The organism is Arthrobacter horti (assembly GCF_030731045.1).
In the GTDB taxonomy this organism is placed as follows: Bacteria; Actinomycetota; Actinomycetes; order Actinomycetales; family Micrococcaceae; genus Arthrobacter_E; species Arthrobacter_E nanjingensis.
In genome coordinates, this window is sequence record NZ_JAVALS010000021.1 from 17368 (window position 1) to 34999 (window position 17632).

14 protein-coding genes are annotated in these 17632 nt (G+C 69.4%); 7 read left to right on the forward strand and 7 right to left on the reverse strand.

From position 1 onward, the window contains the following. Positions 1-47: 47 nt before the first annotated feature. The 4 genes from Q9R02_RS16130 to Q9R02_RS16145 all read left to right on the forward strand — a co-directional run bounded on the left by Q9R02_RS16130 (position 48) and on the right by Q9R02_RS16145 (position 5436). Complete coding sequence (locus Q9R02_RS16130; RefSeq protein ID WP_305997731.1) at positions 48-3152, forward strand: efflux RND transporter permease subunit; 3105 nt, start codon at positions 48-50, stop codon at positions 3150-3152. Positions 3153-3212: 60 nt separating this feature from the next. Further along, positions 3213-4313 (forward strand): LLM class flavin-dependent oxidoreductase, encoded by a 1101-nt coding sequence (locus Q9R02_RS16135; protein WP_305997732.1) that lies wholly within the window; start codon positions 3213-3215, stop codon positions 4311-4313. A gap of 1 nt (position 4314) precedes the next feature. Continuing rightward, positions 4315-4812, forward strand: a complete 498-nt coding sequence (locus tag Q9R02_RS16140) for a MarR family winged helix-turn-helix transcriptional regulator (RefSeq protein WP_305997733.1) — start codon at positions 4315-4317, stop codon at positions 4810-4812. A 102-nt stretch (positions 4813-4914) separates the two neighbouring features. Continuing rightward, positions 4915-5436: a GtrA family protein gene (locus Q9R02_RS16145; protein WP_305997734.1), complete on the forward strand. Its 522-nt coding sequence runs from the start codon at positions 4915-4917 to the stop codon at positions 5434-5436. Between the two features lie 5 nt (positions 5437-5441). On the opposite strand, the gene Q9R02_RS16150 is transcribed toward Q9R02_RS16145, so the two are convergent. From Q9R02_RS16150 to Q9R02_RS16175, 6 genes are all read right to left on the reverse strand, one after another. Next, complete coding sequence (locus tag Q9R02_RS16150; RefSeq protein WP_305997735.1) at positions 5442-6437, reverse strand: hypothetical protein; 996 nt, start codon at positions 6435-6437, stop codon at positions 5442-5444. Positions 6438-6561: 124 nt separating this feature from the next. Further along, entirely contained in the window at positions 6562-7710 is a 1149-nt protein-coding gene (locus Q9R02_RS16155) for a cysteine desulfurase family protein (RefSeq protein ID WP_305997736.1), read from the reverse strand. Then, positions 7707-8618, reverse strand: a complete 912-nt coding sequence (gene nadC / locus Q9R02_RS16160; RefSeq protein ID WP_425279294.1) for a carboxylating nicotinate-nucleotide diphosphorylase — start codon at positions 8616-8618, stop codon at positions 7707-7709. The genes Q9R02_RS16155 and nadC overlap by 4 nt, the downstream gene beginning before the upstream one ends. Before the next feature lie 35 nt (positions 8619-8653). Next, positions 8654-10366 (reverse strand): L-aspartate oxidase, encoded by a 1713-nt coding sequence (locus tag Q9R02_RS16165; protein ID WP_305997738.1) that lies wholly within the window; start codon positions 10364-10366, stop codon positions 8654-8656. Further along, complete coding sequence (gene nadA / locus Q9R02_RS16170; RefSeq protein WP_305997739.1) at positions 10363-11664, reverse strand: quinolinate synthase NadA; 1302 nt, start codon at positions 11662-11664, stop codon at positions 10363-10365. The genes Q9R02_RS16165 and nadA overlap by 4 nt, the downstream gene beginning before the upstream one ends. Next, positions 11661-12428, reverse strand: coding sequence for an NUDIX hydrolase (locus Q9R02_RS16175; protein WP_305997740.1), 768 nt, complete (start codon positions 12426-12428; stop codon positions 11661-11663). The genes nadA and Q9R02_RS16175 overlap by 4 nt, the downstream gene beginning before the upstream one ends. A 155-nt stretch (positions 12429-12583) precedes the next feature. Between Q9R02_RS16175 and Q9R02_RS16180 the strand changes: the two genes are divergently transcribed. Further along, on the forward strand, positions 12584-13408 hold the full coding sequence (locus Q9R02_RS16180) for an alpha/beta fold hydrolase (RefSeq protein WP_305997741.1): 825 nt from the start codon (positions 12584-12586) through the stop codon (positions 13406-13408). On the opposite strand, the gene Q9R02_RS16185 is transcribed toward Q9R02_RS16180, so the two are convergent. Further along, complete coding sequence (locus Q9R02_RS16185; protein ID WP_305997742.1) at positions 13405-14718, reverse strand: MFS transporter; 1314 nt, start codon at positions 14716-14718, stop codon at positions 13405-13407. The two genes, Q9R02_RS16180 and Q9R02_RS16185, sit on opposite strands and share 4 nt — an antisense overlap. Positions 14719-14867: 149 nt before the next feature. On the opposite strand from Q9R02_RS16185, the gene Q9R02_RS16190 reads away from it, so the two are divergent. Further along, positions 14868-16307 (forward strand): DUF2130 domain-containing protein, encoded by a 1440-nt coding sequence (locus Q9R02_RS16190; protein ID WP_305997743.1) that lies wholly within the window; start codon positions 14868-14870, stop codon positions 16305-16307. A gap of 66 nt (positions 16308-16373) precedes the next feature. Then, positions 16374-17632, forward strand: a 1259-nt coding sequence (locus Q9R02_RS16195; RefSeq protein WP_305997744.1) for an HNH endonuclease signature motif containing protein, incomplete at its 3' end; no start/stop codon positions are given.

Consider the following 17632-nt stretch of genomic DNA (forward strand, 5'->3'; position numbering starts at 1 on the left):
GGGTTCGCCGTTTCCCGTCCACGTCACCCGACGCGAGGAGTCCTCACGTGTTCCGACTGTCCGAGCTCTCGCTCTCCAACCGGGCCCTGATCGCCCTCGTGACGGTCTTAGCCGCCGTGTTCGGGGTGATCACCATGGGTTCGCTGAAGCAGGAGCTCATCCCCTCTCTGGAGTTCCCCCGTATCTCAGTGCTGAGCACCCTGCAGGGCGCCTCCCCCGAGGTGGTGGACAAGCAGCTCGGCGCGCCGCTCTCCCAGTCCCTGGCCGGGGTGGAGGCCGTGGAATCGATCACCTCCACCTCCCGCAGCGGCGTCTCCACCATCAGCCTGAGCTTCGCCTACGGCACCGACCTGGACCGTGCCCGCAACCAGGTGGACCGCGCCATCTCGAGCGCCCGCCGCAATCTGCCGAGCGGCGTCGACCCGCAGTCCTTCGCCGGCAGCGTCAGCGACTTCCCCGTCGTGTACCTGGCGGTCTCCTCGGATCAGCCGCTGAGCGTGCTCAGCGAGCAGCTGAACAGGCTCACCGTGCCGCGGCTGCTCAAGCTCGACGGCGTCCGCGGCGCCGATGTGAGCGGCGCCTCCGGGCAGTACGTCTCCATCGTCCCCCGCGACGCCGAGCTCGCCGCGCGCGGTGTGAACGCCCAGACCATCCGCCAGTCGCTCAAGGACAACGGCGCCGTGATCCCGGCAGGCACCATCCAGGAGCAGGGCAAGGAGCTGTCGCTTCAGGCGGGCACTGCGGTGAACAGTCTGGACGCCGTGAAGTCGCTGCCGCTCAAGGGCGCGTCCTCCCCCACCACCATCGCGGACGTGGCGGACGTATCCCTGAAGGACAACCCCGCCACCTCCATCACCCGCACCAACGGGGTGCAAACGCTCGCGCTGTCGGTGACCAAGAAGCCGGAAGCGGACACCGTGACCATCTCCCACGAGGTCCGGGACGCCCTCCCCGCCATCGAGGCGGAGCTCGGCCATGAGGCGAAGTTCACCGCCGTCTTCGACCAGGCGCCGTTCATCGAGAAGTCCATCAAGGACCTCACCACGGAGGGCCTGCTGGGCCTCGGTTTCGCCGTCGTCATCATCCTGCTGTTCCTGCTCTCGGTACGCTCCACCCTGGTCACCGCGATCTCCATCCCGCTCTCCCTCCTCATCACGTTCATCGCCCTGGGCGCCGCGAAGTATTCGCTGAACATCCTGACCCTGGGCGCCCTCACGATCGCCATCGGACGCGTGGTGGACGACTCGATCGTGGTGATCGAGAACATCAAACGGCATCTGAGCTACGGCGAGTCCAAACGCACCGCCATCCTCAGCGCCATCCGTGAGGTGGCCGGAGCGGTGACCGCCTCCACCCTCACCACGGTGGCCGTGTTCCTGCCGATCGCCTTCGTGGGCGACATCGCCGGGGAACTGTTCCGTCCGTTCGCACTGACGGTCACCATCGCCCTGCTGGCCTCGTTGTTCGTCTCCCTCACCATCGTCCCGGTGCTCGCCTACTGGTTCCTCAAAGGCGGCAACTCGTCCGGCCGGGACCAGCGGGAGATCGAGAGTGAGGCGCATGCGCGGGAACAGCGCTCATGGCTGGCGCGCGGCTATGTCCCCGTGTTGCGCGGCACGCAGCGCCACCCCGTGATCACCCTGATCGCCGCCGTCGTGATCCTCGCCGGGACCTTCGCCATGGTGCCGCTCCTCCAGACCGACCTCCTGGGCGCCTCCGGCCAGAACAGCATGACCGTCCGGCAGTCGCTGCCGGCCGGCACCACGCTGGAGGATTCCAGCAACACGGCCGCCAAGGTGGAAAGCGCCCTCAAGGGCGTGGACGGCGTGCAGGACGTGCAGGTGATCCTGGGCAACGCGAGCACCGGCTACGGCGCCATGCAGTCCAGCGGGACCTCGGACGCGAACTTCACCGTCACCACGGACGAGAAGAAGGATCAGGCCAAGCTGCAGGACGCCGTCCGCCGGGCGCTGGACGGCGTCAAGGACGCCGGCAAGATCAGCGTGGGACAGCAGCAGGGCGGCTTCGGCAACTCCAGCACGGTGGACGTGACCATCTCCTCCGGCGATCCGCAGGCCCTGTCGCAGGCCTCGGACAAGCTGCTCGCCACCTTCACCGGCATCCCGGGCACCACCGGCGTGACCACCAATCTGGCCGGCTCCGTCCCGGTGGTCCAGGTGTCCGTGGACCGTGCCAAGGCCGCCGCACTCGGCTTGACCGAACAGCAGATCGGCGGGCTCCTGGCCGCCAACGCCAATCCGCCCCTCGACGTCCAGCTTCGCCTGGGGGTCACGGACTACCCCGTCCGCATCGGCACGGCGCAGCGTTTCACGAGCGTGCAGCAGCTCAAGGACAGCACGATCCCCGGCACGCCGCTCCCGCTCTCCGCAGTGGCCACCGTGAACCAGGTGGAGGTCCCCACCAGCATCACCAGCAGCAATGGCCAGCGGACCGCCGTCGTGTCCGTGGCGCCGGAGGGCGGCAATCTGGGAGCCGTGAGCGCGGAGGTGCAGAAGCGCCTGAACGGTGTGACGCTTCCGGCGGGCACGACGGCGGCGCTCGGCGGCGCGACGACGCAGCAGGCGTCCTCCTTCAGCCAGCTGGGGCTGGCGCTCCTGGCCGCCGTCGCGATCGTCTACGTCATCATGGTGGCGGCGTTCAAGTCCCTGGTGCAGCCGCTCATCCTGCTCGTGTCCATCCCGTTCGCCGCCACGGGCGCCATCGCGCTCCTGCTCGCATCCGGCGTCCCGCTGGGGCTGCCCGCCCTGATCGGCATGCTCATGCTGGTGGGCATCGTGGTGACGAACGCGATCGTCCTCATCGACCTCATCAACCAGTACCGGCGGCCTGCGCCCGGGCGGGAGGCGCTCTCCGTGCCGGAGGCGATCGAGCACGGCGCGCGCCGTCGTCTGCGTCCCATCCTGATGACCGCGGCCGCCACCGTGTTCGCCCTGACGCCCATGGCGCTCGGGCTCACCGGCGGGGGCGGGTTCATCTCGCAACCGCTGGCGATCGTGGTGATCGGCGGCCTGGTGTCCTCCACCCTGCTGACACTGGTCCTGGTGCCGGTGCTCTACCGCCTGGTGGAAGGCACCCGGGAACGCCGCCGGGAGCGGAAGGCACAGGAGAGGCATCTCACGCCGGCCAACTAGATGCAAATGCATGCATTTGGTAGAGTGGTGTCAAGACCACCGCGGAGCCAGGAGGCACAAATGCAGATCGGGATCTTCTCCGTCAGCGACATCACCGCTGACCCGACCACCGGCGTCACCCCGAGCGAGAACGATCGCATCAAGGCCTCCGTGGCGATCGCCAAGAAGGCCGAAGAGGTGGGCCTGGACGTCTACGCGATCGGCGAGCACCACAATCGGCCCTTCTTCTCCAGCTCCCCCAGCACCACGCTGGCGTACATCGCGGCCCAGACGGAGCGCATCCTGCTCTCCACCTCCACCACGCTGATCACCACCAACGACCCCGTGAAGATCGCGGAGGACTTCGCCATGCTGCAGCATCTGGCGAACGGGCGTGTGGACATCATGCTGGGCCGCGGCAACACCGCCCCCGTGTACCCGTGGTTCGGAAAGAACATTCAGGACGGCGTCAACCTGGCGATCGAGAACTACAGTCTGCTGCGCAAGCTGTGGGACGAGGACGTGGTGAACTGGGAGGGGCGCTTCCGCACCCCCCTGCAGAACTTCACCGCCACACCCCGCCCGCTGGACGGCGTCGCACCCTTCGTCTGGCACGGTTCCATCCGCACGCCGCAGATCGCCGAGCTCGCCGCCTACTACGGCGACGGCTTCTTCGCCAACAACATCTTCTGGCCCAAGGAGCACTTCCAGCGGCTCGTCACGCTCTACCGAGAGCGCTTCGAGCACTACGGCCACGGCACCGCCAAGCAGGCCGTCGTGGGCCTGGGCGGACAGTTCTTCATGCGCAAGAACTCCCAGGACGCCGTGCGCGAGTTCCGCCCCTACTTCGACAACGCCCCGGTCTACGGCCACGGCCCGTCCCTGGAGGACTTCACCTCCCAGACGCCGCTCACGGTCGGCAGCCCGCAGGAGTTCCTGGAGAAGACCCTGTCTTTCCGGGAGACCTTCGGGGACTACCAGCGCCAGCTCTTCCTGGTGGACCACGCCGGTCTTCCCCTGAAGACCGTGCTGGAGCAGCTCGACCTGCTCGGGGAAGTCCTTCCGGAACTGCGCAAGGGCTTCGCCGAGGGCCGGGCCCCGGAGGCTCCCGAAGGCCCCACACACGCTTCACGCGTGGAAGCCAAGGCGCAGGCCGCCGAGATCACCGGAACGGAGGCCTGAGATGGCATCGAAGGAGACCCCCGGCCGGAGCGGATCCGTCCGTCTGGCCGCCGAGAGCTGGGAGGCCCTGTTCCGCGCCCAGGTCGCCGTGATGAGCAGGCTCCACGAGGGTCCGGCCTTCCGCACCGGCGGCGAACGCCTGAGCGACAAGGAGTACGACGTCCTCTTCACCCTCAGCCGCTGCCCCAGCGGCTGGCTCCGCCTCCACGAGATCAATGAAGGCGTGCTGCTGAACCAGTCCAGCCTCAGCCGGATGGTGGAGCGTCTGGAGAAGCGCGGACTCCTGGAGCGGATGACCGCCCCTGAGGACGGCCGCGGCGTGCTGATCCGTCTGACGGAGGAGGGCATCGCCGCTCAGAAGGAGGTGGGCCGCGCTCACGTCCGGGACATCGCCGGGCTGCTGCTGCCCGCCCTGGACGCCGAAGAGCTTGAGCAGCTCCGGCGGCTGACCACCAAGCTACGCGCGAACCTGCCCGAACGGGGCCAGCGGAGCCGCTGAGCCGGCGTCGTGCACCCTGCGCGCCTCAAGTGCGCCCAAGGTCACAGCGAGTGCACAGCCTGCACCACGGAACCCACAGGCCCGAAGTGAAAGACTGATTCCATGAGCGGCACCACGGATCTCGGCACCCGGCCGGTCCCCGGATTTCCCGGCGACCGCCCTTCGGGTTCCACCCCTGTCAGGGAGGGGACCCGGGGGGCGGTTCTCCGCGCCTGGCTGCGCTCTCCCCTGGCCGGCCAGGTGCTGCGCTTCACCGCCGTGGGCATCGTCTGCACCGTGGCCTCCATCAGCCTGTATGCCCTCCTGCGTCCGTCACTCGGCCCGCAATGGGCCAACCTTCTGGCGCTGGTCTCCACCTCGGTGCTCAACACCGCCTTGAACCGGGCCGCCACCTTCGGGATCACGGACCGCAGCGGCGCCGCCCGCGACCAGTTCCGCGGCCTCCTGGTGATGGGCATCGCCTGGGTGATCACGGCGTCCAGCCTTCTCCTGCTGCACTGGGTGCAGTCCGGTGCCACCGTGACGGAGGAACTCTGGACCACCACTCTGGCGGGCTTCGTGGCCACGGCCGTGCGGTTCGTGCTGTTCCGGCAGTGGATCTTCCGGCGGGCCATCAAGGGCTGAGCGGGTTACACGCTCACGGCGCCGGTCCAGGGCATCGAATGTGAAGTCCAAGGGCCAATCACCTCAGGATTCGCTGGGCGCGTACGGGTCATCTGCGGCGACCAGGCCGAGGCCTTTGCCACGTCGACCGCTCGAACCCCGTCATCATGCGACGGGAAATCCTCAGGGGCGAACTCTGTCCACGCCGGGTTGGCCGCACCGGGATCGAGATTCTCCAGAAGTGTTTGCAGCTCGTCTCCATCGGCCGGCTCGGTACCATCGGCGGTCTTCTCCGGAGAGCTGATTTCGGCGATCACTTGGCCACTCTCCCGCACGACGGCGCAGCTGACGAATCGCCCACCGACCGGCTTGAGCAGCACGTAGACCCCGTCCGGATGGCGGGCATGGACAAGGCGCGCCAGGAGCGACACTCTGGTCATCCCCAGTACCTCAAGCATCTGCTCTGCCATCCGCTCCGTGATTGAGATCGCCTGCCTGACTTCGTCTTCGTCCAGTGAACCGGAATCGATCGGCAGATCGGGAAAGCCGTGCTCGCGAGTCCACTCCCAGGCGGCGTCCTCGATGCCGGCCCAATCATGCCCACTGGAGCCCCGCAGCTTCACGATCGGCCATTCGAGCCCATAGAGACGGGTCGCCGCCCAGAAACGGATCGCCTTCACTGTGGCCCACGGAAGGCTGTAGGCCCAGCCGGGATGGTCCTCACCGGTTTGGTAGTTGTAGCAGCTCGCCGCCAAGTAGATCTGGACCAGATGCCTGGGCTCGAGCGGACCACTCAGGATCTCCTCGACAGGGGTGAACGTGTATTCCGGCTCGTCATACTCTTCCAAGTCGGAGTCAGACACCGCCACGTGGTTGAAGTGTGCCAGTGCTTGCCCGATCGACTGTGCGGTCGCAGTGTCCTCATAGTCAAAGTAGTGGTCCGGCATCTTACCGTTGCGGATTCTCCGGGCGACAGTCGCCAGAAGATCGATCAGATCCGTGCCGACAATGAACGAGCTCAATGTGGTCCCCCCTGTCCTTGCGAGCCGAGGCCGGCCCGGTTTCCGCAGCTTATCGCCGGCAATCGCTCCTGCCTAGGGGATGAGCGCCGCGGCCATTCCAGGACTGCTGGGGGAACGTTCAGCGCTACGCCGGGGCGAACCGGCCCAGGATCTCCCCGACGGACCGCGCAACCACGTCCAGATCCTCCTGGCGCGTCCCGCTCTGCAGGCTGAACCGGACGGCCGTCTGGGCCACCTCCGCGGCGATCCCCATGGCCGTCAGCACGGCGGACGGCTCGGTGGAACCCGCGGCGCAGGCTGAACCGCTTGAACAGACGATGCCCCGGCGTTCCAGCTCCAGCAGCACGGTCTCCCCGGAGACGCCCGGGAAGCAGAAGGACGCGGAACCGGGCAGGCGCCGCTCGGGATGGCCTGTCAGCAGCGCCCCGGGGGCGGCATCGAGCACGGCCGCCACAAAGCGGTCACGGCGCGCTGCGAGGGCCGCTCCCCCGCTCAACCGCTCGGCCTCGGCAAGTCCGAGGGCCGTGGCGAACGCCACCGCACCGGCCACGTCTTCGGTTCCGGAACGCCGGCCCCGCTGCTGGCCTCCCCCGTGGATGAGTGCCTCGAACGGCGTCCGGGACTTCAGGAACAGCGCGCCATTGCCCTTCGGCGCCCCGAGCTTGTGGCCGGAGAGGGACAGCGCGTCCACGCCGAGGTCCTTCACTGACAGGGGCAGCGCCCCTCCGGCCTGAACGGCGTCCGTGTGGAACGGCACGCCGGCCTCGCGGGCGGCCGCGGCCAGGGACGCGACGTCCTGGACGGTCCCCACCTCATTGTTCGCATACATGACACTGACGACGGCGGTGCGCTCGCTCAGCAGCGCACGGAACGCGTCGGGATCCACCACACCGAGCCCGTCCACGGGCGCCACGTCGACGGAGAAGCCGTGCACACGCGCCAGGAAGTCCGCGGACTCCAGGACGGCGGGATGCTCGACGGCGCCCACCACCACCCGGTCCCGCTCCGGATCGCGGGCGCGCCGGGCCAGCGCGATGCCCTTCAGCCCGGCATTGTCGGCTTCGGTGCCGCCCGAGGTGAAGAGCACCTCGGCAGGCCGGCAGCCCAGCACTGCGGCCACGCGGCGTCGTGCGTCCTCCAGGGCGGCGCGGGCGGCCTCGCCGACCTCATGATGGCTCGACGGGTTCCCGTAGGTCCCGCTCAGCACGGGCCACATGGCCTGCAGGACCTCGGGGCGGACCGGGGTGGTGGCCGCCGCGTCGAGGTAGATCACGGTGTGCTCTCTCCAGCTGAAATATCGATGTCCAGCCCGAGGTCCAGCGCCGCGACACTGTGGGTCAGGGCGCCGGAGGAGATGACGTCCACCCCGGTGGCGGCGATGTCCGCGATCGTCTCGAGGCGGACGTTCCCGCTGGCCTCCACGATGGCGCGGCCTGCGACGCAGCGCACGCCCTCGGCAAGGTCCTCCAGGGAGAAGTTGTCCAGCATGATGGTGTCCACCCCGGCGGCCAGGACGGGCTCGATCATGTCCAGGCGGTCGACCTCCACCTCCACGTGGACGGTGTGGCCCAGCCGGGACTTCCCGTCCAGGAGGGCCTGGGTGATCTTCGCCGGGTCGCCGCCGGTCAGCACGGCCAGGTGGTTGTCCTTGACCATGACCGCGTCGGAGAGGCTGTAGCGGTGGTTGGAACCGCCGCCGCAGCGCACGGCGTAGCGCTCCAGGACGCGCAGGCCCGGGGTGGTCTTGCGGGTGTCGGCCACCCTTGCACGAGTGCCGGTCACGGCTGCGACGAGGGCCGCCGTCGCCGTCGCGATGGCGCTCATGCGCTGAGAGAGGTTCAGGGCGATGCGCTCGCCCAGCAGCACCGAGCGGGCCGGGCCCTGAATCCGGGCGAGCACGTCCCCGGCCTGGAACTCGGCGCCGTCCTGGGCCAGGAGGTCCACCTGCACGGCGGGATCCACCAGTTCGAAGACGCGCCGGATGACCGGGCCGCCGCTCAGGACACCGGGCACGCGAGCGCGCAGGAGAGCATCGGCGCGGGCGTCGACGGGCAGGTAGGCCTCGCCCGTGAGGTCGCCGTGCGGGGAATCCTCCTCCAGCGCGGCCAGGATGATCCGGTCCACGGCACGCGGTTCCGGGAGGGCGAGGAAAGCGGCGGCGCTACGGAGTTCTGCAGTCATGGTCTCTGCTGTCAGGGTCATGAGGGCTGTCTGGGTCATGAGGTGGGAACCTTCCGGCCGGCGGTCTCAAGGGGTTCGGGCGAGGCGGGCATCGCGTGACCGCACCGGCTCAGGAGCCAGCCCTGGTGGCGGAGGTCAGGCGTTGCTCCGGCCGGGGCGTCCGAGCGGAAGTGGGCGCCGACGCCGACGGCGCGCGCCTGGGCGCCCGCCACCAGGGCGCGGGCGGCGAGGAGGCTGAGCCGCAGGCCGGCGTCGTCCACGTCCTCGGCAGCCAGCCATGCGTCCAGGGTGGCGGCCGCGTGGGCCAGGCCCTCCGCGGTGCGGGACATGCCGGCGTGCGTGGTCATGAGCTCCTGCAGAGCCTCCAGCGTGGCCCGCTGAGCTCGCTGCCGGACGTTTGAGCCCACTACCGCCGGCAGCGAGCTCAGCCCGGCGACAGCGAGTTCAGCGATGGTGGGGTCAGCAGTGACGACGTCAGCGAACGCGCCGTGGGCCGCGCCTGCTCCGCCCCGCACCAGCGCCTCGATGACGCGGCGTCCGAAGACCAGGCCTTCCAGCAGCGAGTTCGAGGCCAGGCGGTTGGCGCCGTGAACACCGGTGCATGCCACCTCGCCGGCGGCCCACAGGCCTGGAACGGACGTCCGGCCGTCCAGGTCCGTGGCCACACCGCCCATCCAGTAGTGCGCCGCCGGGGCGACGGGGACCCTCTGGCGTTCCCAGTCGATCCCGGCGAGCGCCAGGGCGGCGCTGATGCTGGGGAAGCGCCGGGACAGGAACCCCGCCCCGTGGCGCTCCACGATGGGCCGGGCGTCCAGGTAGACGGCACCACCCGGGGCACCCAGCCGGTTGAGGTGATCGGCGACGGCTCGGGAGACCACGTCCCGCGGGGCCAGCTCGGCCAGCGGGTGGTACTCGGGCATGAAGCGGACGCCGTCGGCATCGAGGAGGACCGCGCCTTCGCCGCGCACCGCCTCGGAGACCAGCCAGCCGTCCTGGGCCTGGCCGGGCAGGCGCAGTGCCGTCGGGTGGAACTGTAGGAACTCGGCGTCGCGGATGACGGCGCCGGCCTCCAGCGCCAGGCCGACGCCTTCGGCGAGCGCTCCGACCGGGTTCGTGGTGCGGGCGAACAGGCGGCCCGCCCCGCCCGTGGCGAGCAGGACGTCGGACGCCGCCAGCTCGTAGCTGACCCCGGCGCGCTCGTAACGCACGCCGCGCACGGCGGCGCCCGGCGTCGTCGTCGGCAGCCCGGTGACCCGGGCGTTCTCCACCAGCGTCGCCTTTCCGGCCATGACCTCCTGGACGACGGCGGACACCAGCGCGCGCACCATCCCGGCACCGGTGGCGTCCCCGCCGACGTGCAGGATGCGCGGGTGCGAATGCGCGGCCTCGAGCCCGAGGGAGTAGGCGCCGTCGGCACCACGGTCGAAGCGGACACCGAAACGTTCAAGTGTGGCGATGTCCTGGGCGGCCGCAGAACAGAGGAGCCGGACGGCGTCTTCGTCGCAGAGCCCGGCGCCGGCGGCGAGCGTGTCCGCCACGTGGGCGTCCACCGAGTCGCCCGCGGCGCGCTGATCCTCCCCCAGGACGGCACAGATGCCGCCCTGGGCCGCGAAGCTGTTGCTCGCCTCCAGCTCGCCGCTGGTCAGCAGCGTGACCGGCAGCCCGGCGTCGGCGGCCAGCAGCGCCGCGTACAGGCCCGCGATCCCGGAGCCGACGACGATCAGGCCGGCTTCCGCGGGCCGTGTCATGGCCGCGCCGCCAGCATACGGTCCAGCGCCACGCGAGCGCCCACCTGAACGTCCTGGTCCACCACGATCCGGTTGACCACGCGGCCCTCCACCAGCTCCTCCAGCACCCAGGCCAGGTACGCGGGGTGGATGCGGTACATGGTGGAGCACGGGCAGATGACCGGGTCCAGGCAGAAGATGGTGTGCTGCGGGTACTCGGCGGCCAGGCGGTTGACCATGTTGATCTCGGTGCCGATGGCGAAGGTGGTGGGCTCGGCGGCGGCGGCCACCGCCTTGCGGATGTGGTCCGTGGATCCGGCGGAGTCCGCGGCGTCCACCACCTCCATAGGGCACTCGGGGTGCACGATCACCGTCACGCCCGGGTGATCGATGCGGGCCTGCTCGATCTGAGCCACGGTGAAGCGCTTGTGCACGGAGCAGAAGCCCTGCCACAGGATCACGCGAGCGTCCTCCAGCGTCTGCTCGCTGTTGCCGCCCAGGTCCTTGCGGGGGTTCCACAGAGGCATGTTCTCCAGCGGCACGCCCATGGCCTTGGCGGTGTTGCGGCCGAGGTGCTGGTCCGGGAAGAAGAGGACGCGCTGTCCGCGCTCGAACGCCCATTCCAGGACGGTCGCGGCGTTGGAGGAGGTGCAGACGATGCCGCCGTGCTCGCCGCAGAACGCCTTGAGCGCCGCGGAAGAGTTCATGTAGGTCACGGGGATGACCGGGACGCGGCCCTCAGCATCGGGCTCGGTGCCGTAGATCTCCTCGAGCTGCTCCCAGCACTCCTGGACCGAGTCGATGTCCGCCATGTCCGCCATGGAGCAGCCGGCCGCCAGGTTGGGCAGGATCACGGCCTGCTCATCGGTGGAGAGGATGTCCGCGGTCTCCGCCATGAAGTGCACGCCGCAGAACACGATGGCCTCGGCATCCGGGCGGGTGAGCGCCGCGTTGGCGAGCTGGAAGGAATCGCCCACGAAGTCGGCATGCTGGATGACCTCGTCACGCTGGTAGAAGTGGCCCAGGATGACGGCGCGGTCGCCGAGCGTGCGCTTGGCGGCGACGATGCGCTCGTGCAGTTCCTCGTCCGAGGCCTGCTTGTACTCGGCGGGAATCTGCGCTTGGCGCGGCGTAGCGGCGGGCGCCACGTCCTCGCTGGAGGCGCCCGGTCCGTACGCCGGGGCACCCGCGGCGGCCTCGGCGGCGTCGTACTCCCAAGGGCCCGCGGCGAGTTCGGTGCTGCACGTGCCCGCGGACGCCGGAGCAGACTCCGCCTCGGCGCGGGTGATGAGCTGGATGGTGGCGTTGACGCTGCTCACGGGGTTCCTCGGTTTTCTGCTGACGTGCTGTTCGGTGCTGTGGTGCTGCTGGGGGCCGGGCCGGTGTAGCGGTACAGGCGGGGCGGGCGGTGTTTGCCTCCCTGGAGGTACCTGTCGCTGGGCTCGATGCCGGCGGCGTTGGTGACGTGGCGCCGGAAGTTCGCGGGGTCCAAGGGGCGGTCCAGGACGGCTTCGTAGACCTCCCGGAGCTGAGCCAGGGTGAAGTACTCGCCCAGGAAGTGGTAGGCGATGGAGGCGTACTCCATCTTGTTCCGCAGCCGCCAGAGCGCGTAGTCCACGATCTCCTGGTGGTCGAAGGCGAGGCCCTGGACCCGGTCCGCCCGGAACCAGCGGACGTTCTCCTCCTCGCCAGGGAGCTCAGCCTCCTCCGACTGGACCAGGGCCCAGTAGACGATGCTCACCACGCGCTGGGACGGGGACCGGTGCAGGCCACCGAAGGCGTAGAGCTGCTCCAGGTACCGCGGGGCCAGGCCAGTGGTCTCCAGAAGATTGCGGGAGGCGGCCTCCTGCAGGGATTCGTCGTGGACCAACGGGCCGCCGGGCAGCGCCCACTGCCCCTTGAACGGCTCGCGGATGCGGCGGACCAGTGGCAGCCAGAGGGTGGGGCGGCCGGAGTTCACACTCGGTTTGAGCGCGAAGATGACGGTGGAGATCGCCAGGGCCGGCGGGGCCATCCGCCGCTCGGCGATGTTGCCCGACGGGTTGGGAAGCACGGCCGCCGCGTGCTGATACCACTCGCTCATGACCACACCTCCTTAGTTAGGGTCACATTGACTCTAACTCAGAGTATCGCTCCTCCAAGGCTCGGCACAATGTGACGTGGATCCCCGATTCCCCGGCGACTACAGTGGGGATGACGGGCCGGGAGCGGTCCGAGCCATCCAGGAGGGAGACCGGAATGTCCCGGCACAGCGGCCAGAGTCATCCGCACACGGTGGAGGGCGTGGACCCCCATCTGAACGTCCAGGTCTTCCGCCCGGAGCACGACGCCGGCCTGCCGCCCGTGCTGCTCATCCACGGCTTCTCCTCCAGCATCGAGCTGAACTGGGTGAACACCGGCTGGGTGCGGGAACTGCAGCGCGCCGGACGCTGGGCGATCGCGATGGACCTGCCGGGCCACGGCTCCAGCGAGGCCCCCGCGGACATGGACTCCTACTCCCCCGGCAAGATCCGCGCGGATCTCCTGCAGGCCGTCACCGACGCGGGTGCCCGTCCGATCCAGGACGGCGACCGCTCCAGCGGCCTGGACGTGGTGGGCTACTCACTGGGCGGACGGATCGGCTGGGAGATCGCCGGGACGCAGCGTGGCCTGGTGCGCCGTGTGGTCCTGGGCGGACCGAGCCACAACGACCCGCTCGCAGAGTTCGACGTGGTGGCGGCCCAGCAGTACCTGGCGGATGGGACCCCGATCGCGGACGCCTCCACGGCCGCATTGCTCAAGATGGCGCAGCTGGTGCCGAGCAACAACATCTTCGCGTTCCTGACCCTGATCGAGGCCGCCAAGGTGGAGCCGTTCGACCCGACCGACGCCGTGCCGCACCAGGACATCCTCCTGGTGGCCGGGGCCGAGGACCCCCGCTCGGCCTCGCTGGACATGCTCGCCTCGCTGGTCAACGGCGCCGGAGGTCACGCCGAGACGGTCCTGGTGCCGGGCCGGAACCACACCAACACCACCACCAGCCGCGCGTTCAAGGATGCGGCGCTGGAGTTCCTGGCCCGCTAAACCACCCGCCGCAGGGTCCGCGCTGCCAGCACGCCGAGCAGGACCAGGAGCACGGACGCCACACCGGGCACCAGGAACGCCGGGTGGGAGCCACCCCACTGGGCCGCGGCGCCGGCCACGGCATAGCCGAGCGCCGTTCCGGCCACGATGCCGCTGGACAGCGCCGTCATGACGGTGGAGAGGCGTCCCGCGGGCGCCACCTGCGCGCCGATGGCGAAGACGGTGACCATCATGGGCCCCACGGCCATGCCCAGGACCAGCAGGACCGGGATCACGGTCCCCAGGTCCAGAGGCAGCAGGAAGAGCGCACTGCCGATCACGAGCAGCGCGGCACAGGTGACCCAGCGGGCACCGTGGCCGAAACGCTCCGGCCACGCGGCGATGGACAGCGCGACGACGGCGGAGCTGAGGCCCATGGCCGAGTACAGCAGACCGGCCAGTTCAGGGTCGGCGAACTCGCCTGCGAAGGCGCTCAGCGCAGCCTGGGTTCCGCCGAAGAAGGTGCCCATGCACACCATGGCGAGCACGGCGAGCGGCACCATCAGCGCACGGAGGCGTCCCGCGCCGGGAGCCTCCGGCGTCGTCGTCGGCGATGCGGCGGCGTCCGGATGTCCGGCGGGGAGCGCCGCCGTCGCGCTCGGATGGAGGGCGAAGAGCGGCACGAGCACGAGCGTCAGGGCCGCCGCCAGAACGAGCGGGAGCCAGGGAGCCAGGAACGCGGCGAGGACGCCCACCAGGGCAGGGCCGAGGACGAAAGTCAGCTCATCGGTGGTGCCTTCGAAGGACATGGCGACGTCGTTCATTCCGGCACGGGAGCCCGGGCGCCGGCCGATGAGTGCGATCCAGCGGACGCGGGAGAGTGGGCCGACCTGCGGGCAGGTCAAGCCACTGGCGAAGGCGGCCACGACGACGGCGGGGACGGACGGGTCCTGACCGGCCAGGCAGGAGATCAGCAGGAAGGCCAGGGCAGCGACATTGGCCGCGGCGTAGGCCAGAAGAACCCTGCGCTGGCCGAGCCGGTCGGCGAGCATGCCGACGACGGGCGCCCCCAGCGCGGACCCGATGCCGACCGCCCCGGCGGCCAGGCCGGCCGTGGCGTACGAGTGAGTGACCGCGGTGACCAGGCTCATGGCCCCGATGGTCAGCATGGCCAGCGGGAGCCGGGCGAACATGGTCAGGAGCATGTACCAACCGCCGCTGAGGCGCGGAAGCTGGGCGTACTGCCGGAACATCCCGGCCACACGTTCCCAGGGTGAGACGGACGGGGGCGGGGTGTGGACGTCGGAGGGGGTGCGCGAAGGCGCTGTCATGAGGGCTGGGCTCCTGAGGGAAGTGATGCGTCAAAGCAGTGTGCACCGTCCCTACCACCCGATGCACCGGACCCTTTGTACTTCCCCAAGTATAGGTGTCGGCCGGGATCGATACAGTGGAGCAGACGACGGCGAAAGGACTCCCGGACATGCATGAACTCATCTGCCCGCACTGCGATAAGGCCTTCACGATCGATGAGGCGGGGTACGCGGACATCGTCAAGCAGGTCCGGGACCGCGAGTTCGACACGGCATTGCACGAGCGCCTGGAGATCGCGGCCCGGGAGAAGTCGGACGCCGTGGCCCTCGCGGAGACCAAGGCCGCCAGTGAGCTTCAGCAGGCGGAGGCTGCCAAGAACGCCGAGATCCAGGAGCTGAAGGCGAAGCTCGACGCCGGCCGCAGCGAGCAGGAGATCGCCGTCACCAAGGCGGTGAGCGCGGCGGAGAGGCAGCGGGACGCACTCGAGGCAGCGCTGGCACAGGCGAAGCAGGAGAGCCAGACCGCGCTGGTGCTCGCCGAGGCGAAGCTCCGCAGTGAGATGCAGGCCACGGCTTCCGCGAAGGACTCCCAGATCCAGGAGCTGAAGGCAAGGCTCGACGCCGGAGAGACGGCTAAGCAGCTGGCCGTCACGCAGGCGGTCGGTACCGTTGAGAAGGAGCGGGACGAGCTGAAGACCGGCCTGGAGCTGGCGCGGATGGAGAAGCAGCTGTCCGAACAGGCGCTCACGGAGAAGTTCGCTTTGGACCGCAAGGACCTCGAATCGGAGATCGAGCGGCTGCGGGACATGAAGGCGCGCCTTTCCACGAAGATGGTGGGCGAGACCCTGGAACAGCACTGCGAAACGGAATTCAACCGGATCCGGTCCACGGCGTTCCCCACCGCCTATTTCGAGAAGGACAACGACGCCAGCTCCGGCAGCAAGGGCGACTACGTCTTCCGCGATTCGGACCCTGCGGGCACGGAGATCGTCTCCATCATGTTCGAGATGAAGAACGAGAACGACACCACGGCCACCAAGCACAAGAACGAGGACTTCTTCAAGGAACTCGACAAGGACCGCACGGAGAAGGGCTGCGAGTACGCCGTCCTGGTCTCCCTGCTGGAGCCGGAGAACGAGTTCTACAACAGCGGCATCGCGGACGTCTCCTATCGGTACCCGAAGATGTACGTGATCCGTCCGCAGTTCTTCATCCCCATGATCTCGTTGCTCCGGAACGCCGCGCTCAGTTCGCTCAAGTACAAGCAGGAGCTCGAATCGGTGAAGGCCCAGAACGTGGACATCACCAACTTCGAGAATGAGCTGGACGACTTCAAGGCCCGATTCGGGAAGAACTATGAGCTCGCGTCCCGCCGCTTCCATGAGGCGATCGACCAGATCGACAAGTCCATCGCCCAGCTCCAGAAGGTCAAGGAATCGCTGCAGGGCTCGGAGCGGAATCTGCGGCTCGCCAATGACAAGGCGCAGGACGTGACCATCAAGAAGCTGACGCGTGGCAACCCGACCATGGCGGCGAAGTTCGCGGAGCTGGATCGCGTCCTCCCGTCGGCGGACGGCGAGGTCCAGACGGAGCTGCCCGGCCTGTCGTAAGGGGTTCCGCGTGGTGCTGGTGTGGCTGGTGTAAACAATGTCAGTCGCCCTGAGGATGATGGGGTCATGGAAGCGGAGAGCAGCACGAGCGGGGTTCCGGGGGCCGGGCAGGTGCCCGGTTTCACGGGAGCACCCGGGGATTCGGGTGTGCTGGGCTCGCTCAGTGCGCTGACGTCGGCGATCGTGGCGGCGGATCGGGGGATCGCGCAGTTGCAGGCGGGCCGGGAGCTGCTGCTGGCCATGGCGGTGGAACTTTCCCACGGGCTGATCGACGACGACGGCGCGGCTGGGCCGGGCGGGGATCCGTTCGGGGCGGCGCGGGCGGTGGAGTTGGCGGAGCGTTCGGTCGCGGCGGAGATCGCCACCGCGACCCGGACCAGTGACCGGGCCATCCAGCACCAGATGGGCGCCGCCGTGGAGCTCGTGGAGCGCTTCCCCGCCACCCTTCAGGCCTTTTCTCAGGGGCGGATCAGTGCCGCGCATGTGCGGGTGATCCGGGACGCCGGGACCGTGATCGAGGACCCGGCCGCCCGGGCCCGGTACGAGGCCGCGGTCCTGCCCGTGGCCGAGGTCCAGGCACCCGGGCGGGTGCGCAGGCACGCGGCCCGGGAAGCCGAGAAAGCCCAACCCGAACCCCTGAACATCCGGCATGAGCGCGCCTGCGAACAGCGCCGGGTCTGGCTGAATCCGTTGCCGGATGGAATGGCCGAGCTCGGGGCCGTGCTGCCCGCCACCCTCGCGCACGGAGTCTTCGGACGGCTGACCACCCTGGCCAAGGTGCGTGAAGAAACCGCCTCTGGGGCAGACACCGCAGAGTCCCGGACCCGGGATCAGCTCCGCGCCGACCTCCTCTCAGATCTGCTCCTGCACGGCGCCCCGAGCGGTCACGACACCCCGGACGGGCTCCTGGCAGGCATCAGCGCCCGGGTCGAGGTCACGGTGCCGGTGCTGACCTTGATTGGTGACGAGACTCATGAGCCGGTGGCGGCGGAGCTGAACGGCCGGCATCCCATCGACCCGGACACCGCACGTCTCCTGGCCGGTGGTGTGTCCGCGTGGAACCGGGTCCTGACCGACCCGATCAGCGGGGCGGTGTTGGCTGTGGACCGGTACCGTCCCAGTGAAGACCTCCAACGGCTCCTGCACGCCCGGGACTCCCGCTGCCGCTTCCCCGGCTGCAACCTCCCCGCCAACGAGCTGGACCTGGACCACACCCAGGACGCCGCCCACGGCGGCCCCACCACCCTGGGCAACCTCGCCGGACTCTGCCGCCGCCACCACGTCCTGAAACACCACACCCGCTGGAGCGTGAAACAAGCAGGACC

Bases quoted from the DNA above. Each gene is read 5' to 3' on its own strand.
- Q9R02_RS16185 (WP_305997742.1), bottom strand. From the start codon at position 14,718: ATGACAGCGCCTTCGCGCACCCCCTCCGACGTCCACACCCCGCCCCCG.
- Q9R02_RS16180 (WP_305997741.1), top strand. From the start codon at position 12,584: ATGTCCCGGCACAGCGGCCAGAGTCATCCGCACACGGTGGAGGGCGTG.
- Q9R02_RS16165 (WP_305997738.1), bottom strand. From the start codon at position 10,366: ATGACACGGCCCGCGGAAGCCGGCCTGATCGTCGTCGGCTCCGGGATC.
- Q9R02_RS16145 (WP_305997734.1), top strand. From the start codon at position 4,915: ATGAGCGGCACCACGGATCTCGGCACCCGGCCGGTCCCCGGATTTCCC.
- Q9R02_RS16135 (WP_305997732.1), top strand. From the start codon at position 3,213: ATGCAGATCGGGATCTTCTCCGTCAGCGACATCACCGCTGACCCGACC.
- Q9R02_RS16140 (WP_305997733.1), top strand. From the start codon at position 4,315: ATGGCATCGAAGGAGACCCCCGGCCGGAGCGGATCCGTCCGTCTGGCC.
- Q9R02_RS16175 (WP_305997740.1), bottom strand. From the start codon at position 12,428: ATGAGCGAGTGGTATCAGCACGCGGCGGCCGTGCTTCCCAACCCGTCG.
- Q9R02_RS16190 (WP_305997743.1), top strand. From the start codon at position 14,868: ATGCATGAACTCATCTGCCCGCACTGCGATAAGGCCTTCACGATCGAT.
- nadC (WP_425279294.1), bottom strand. From the start codon at position 8,618: ATGACTGCAGAACTCCGTAGCGCCGCCGCTTTCCTCGCCCTCCCGGAA.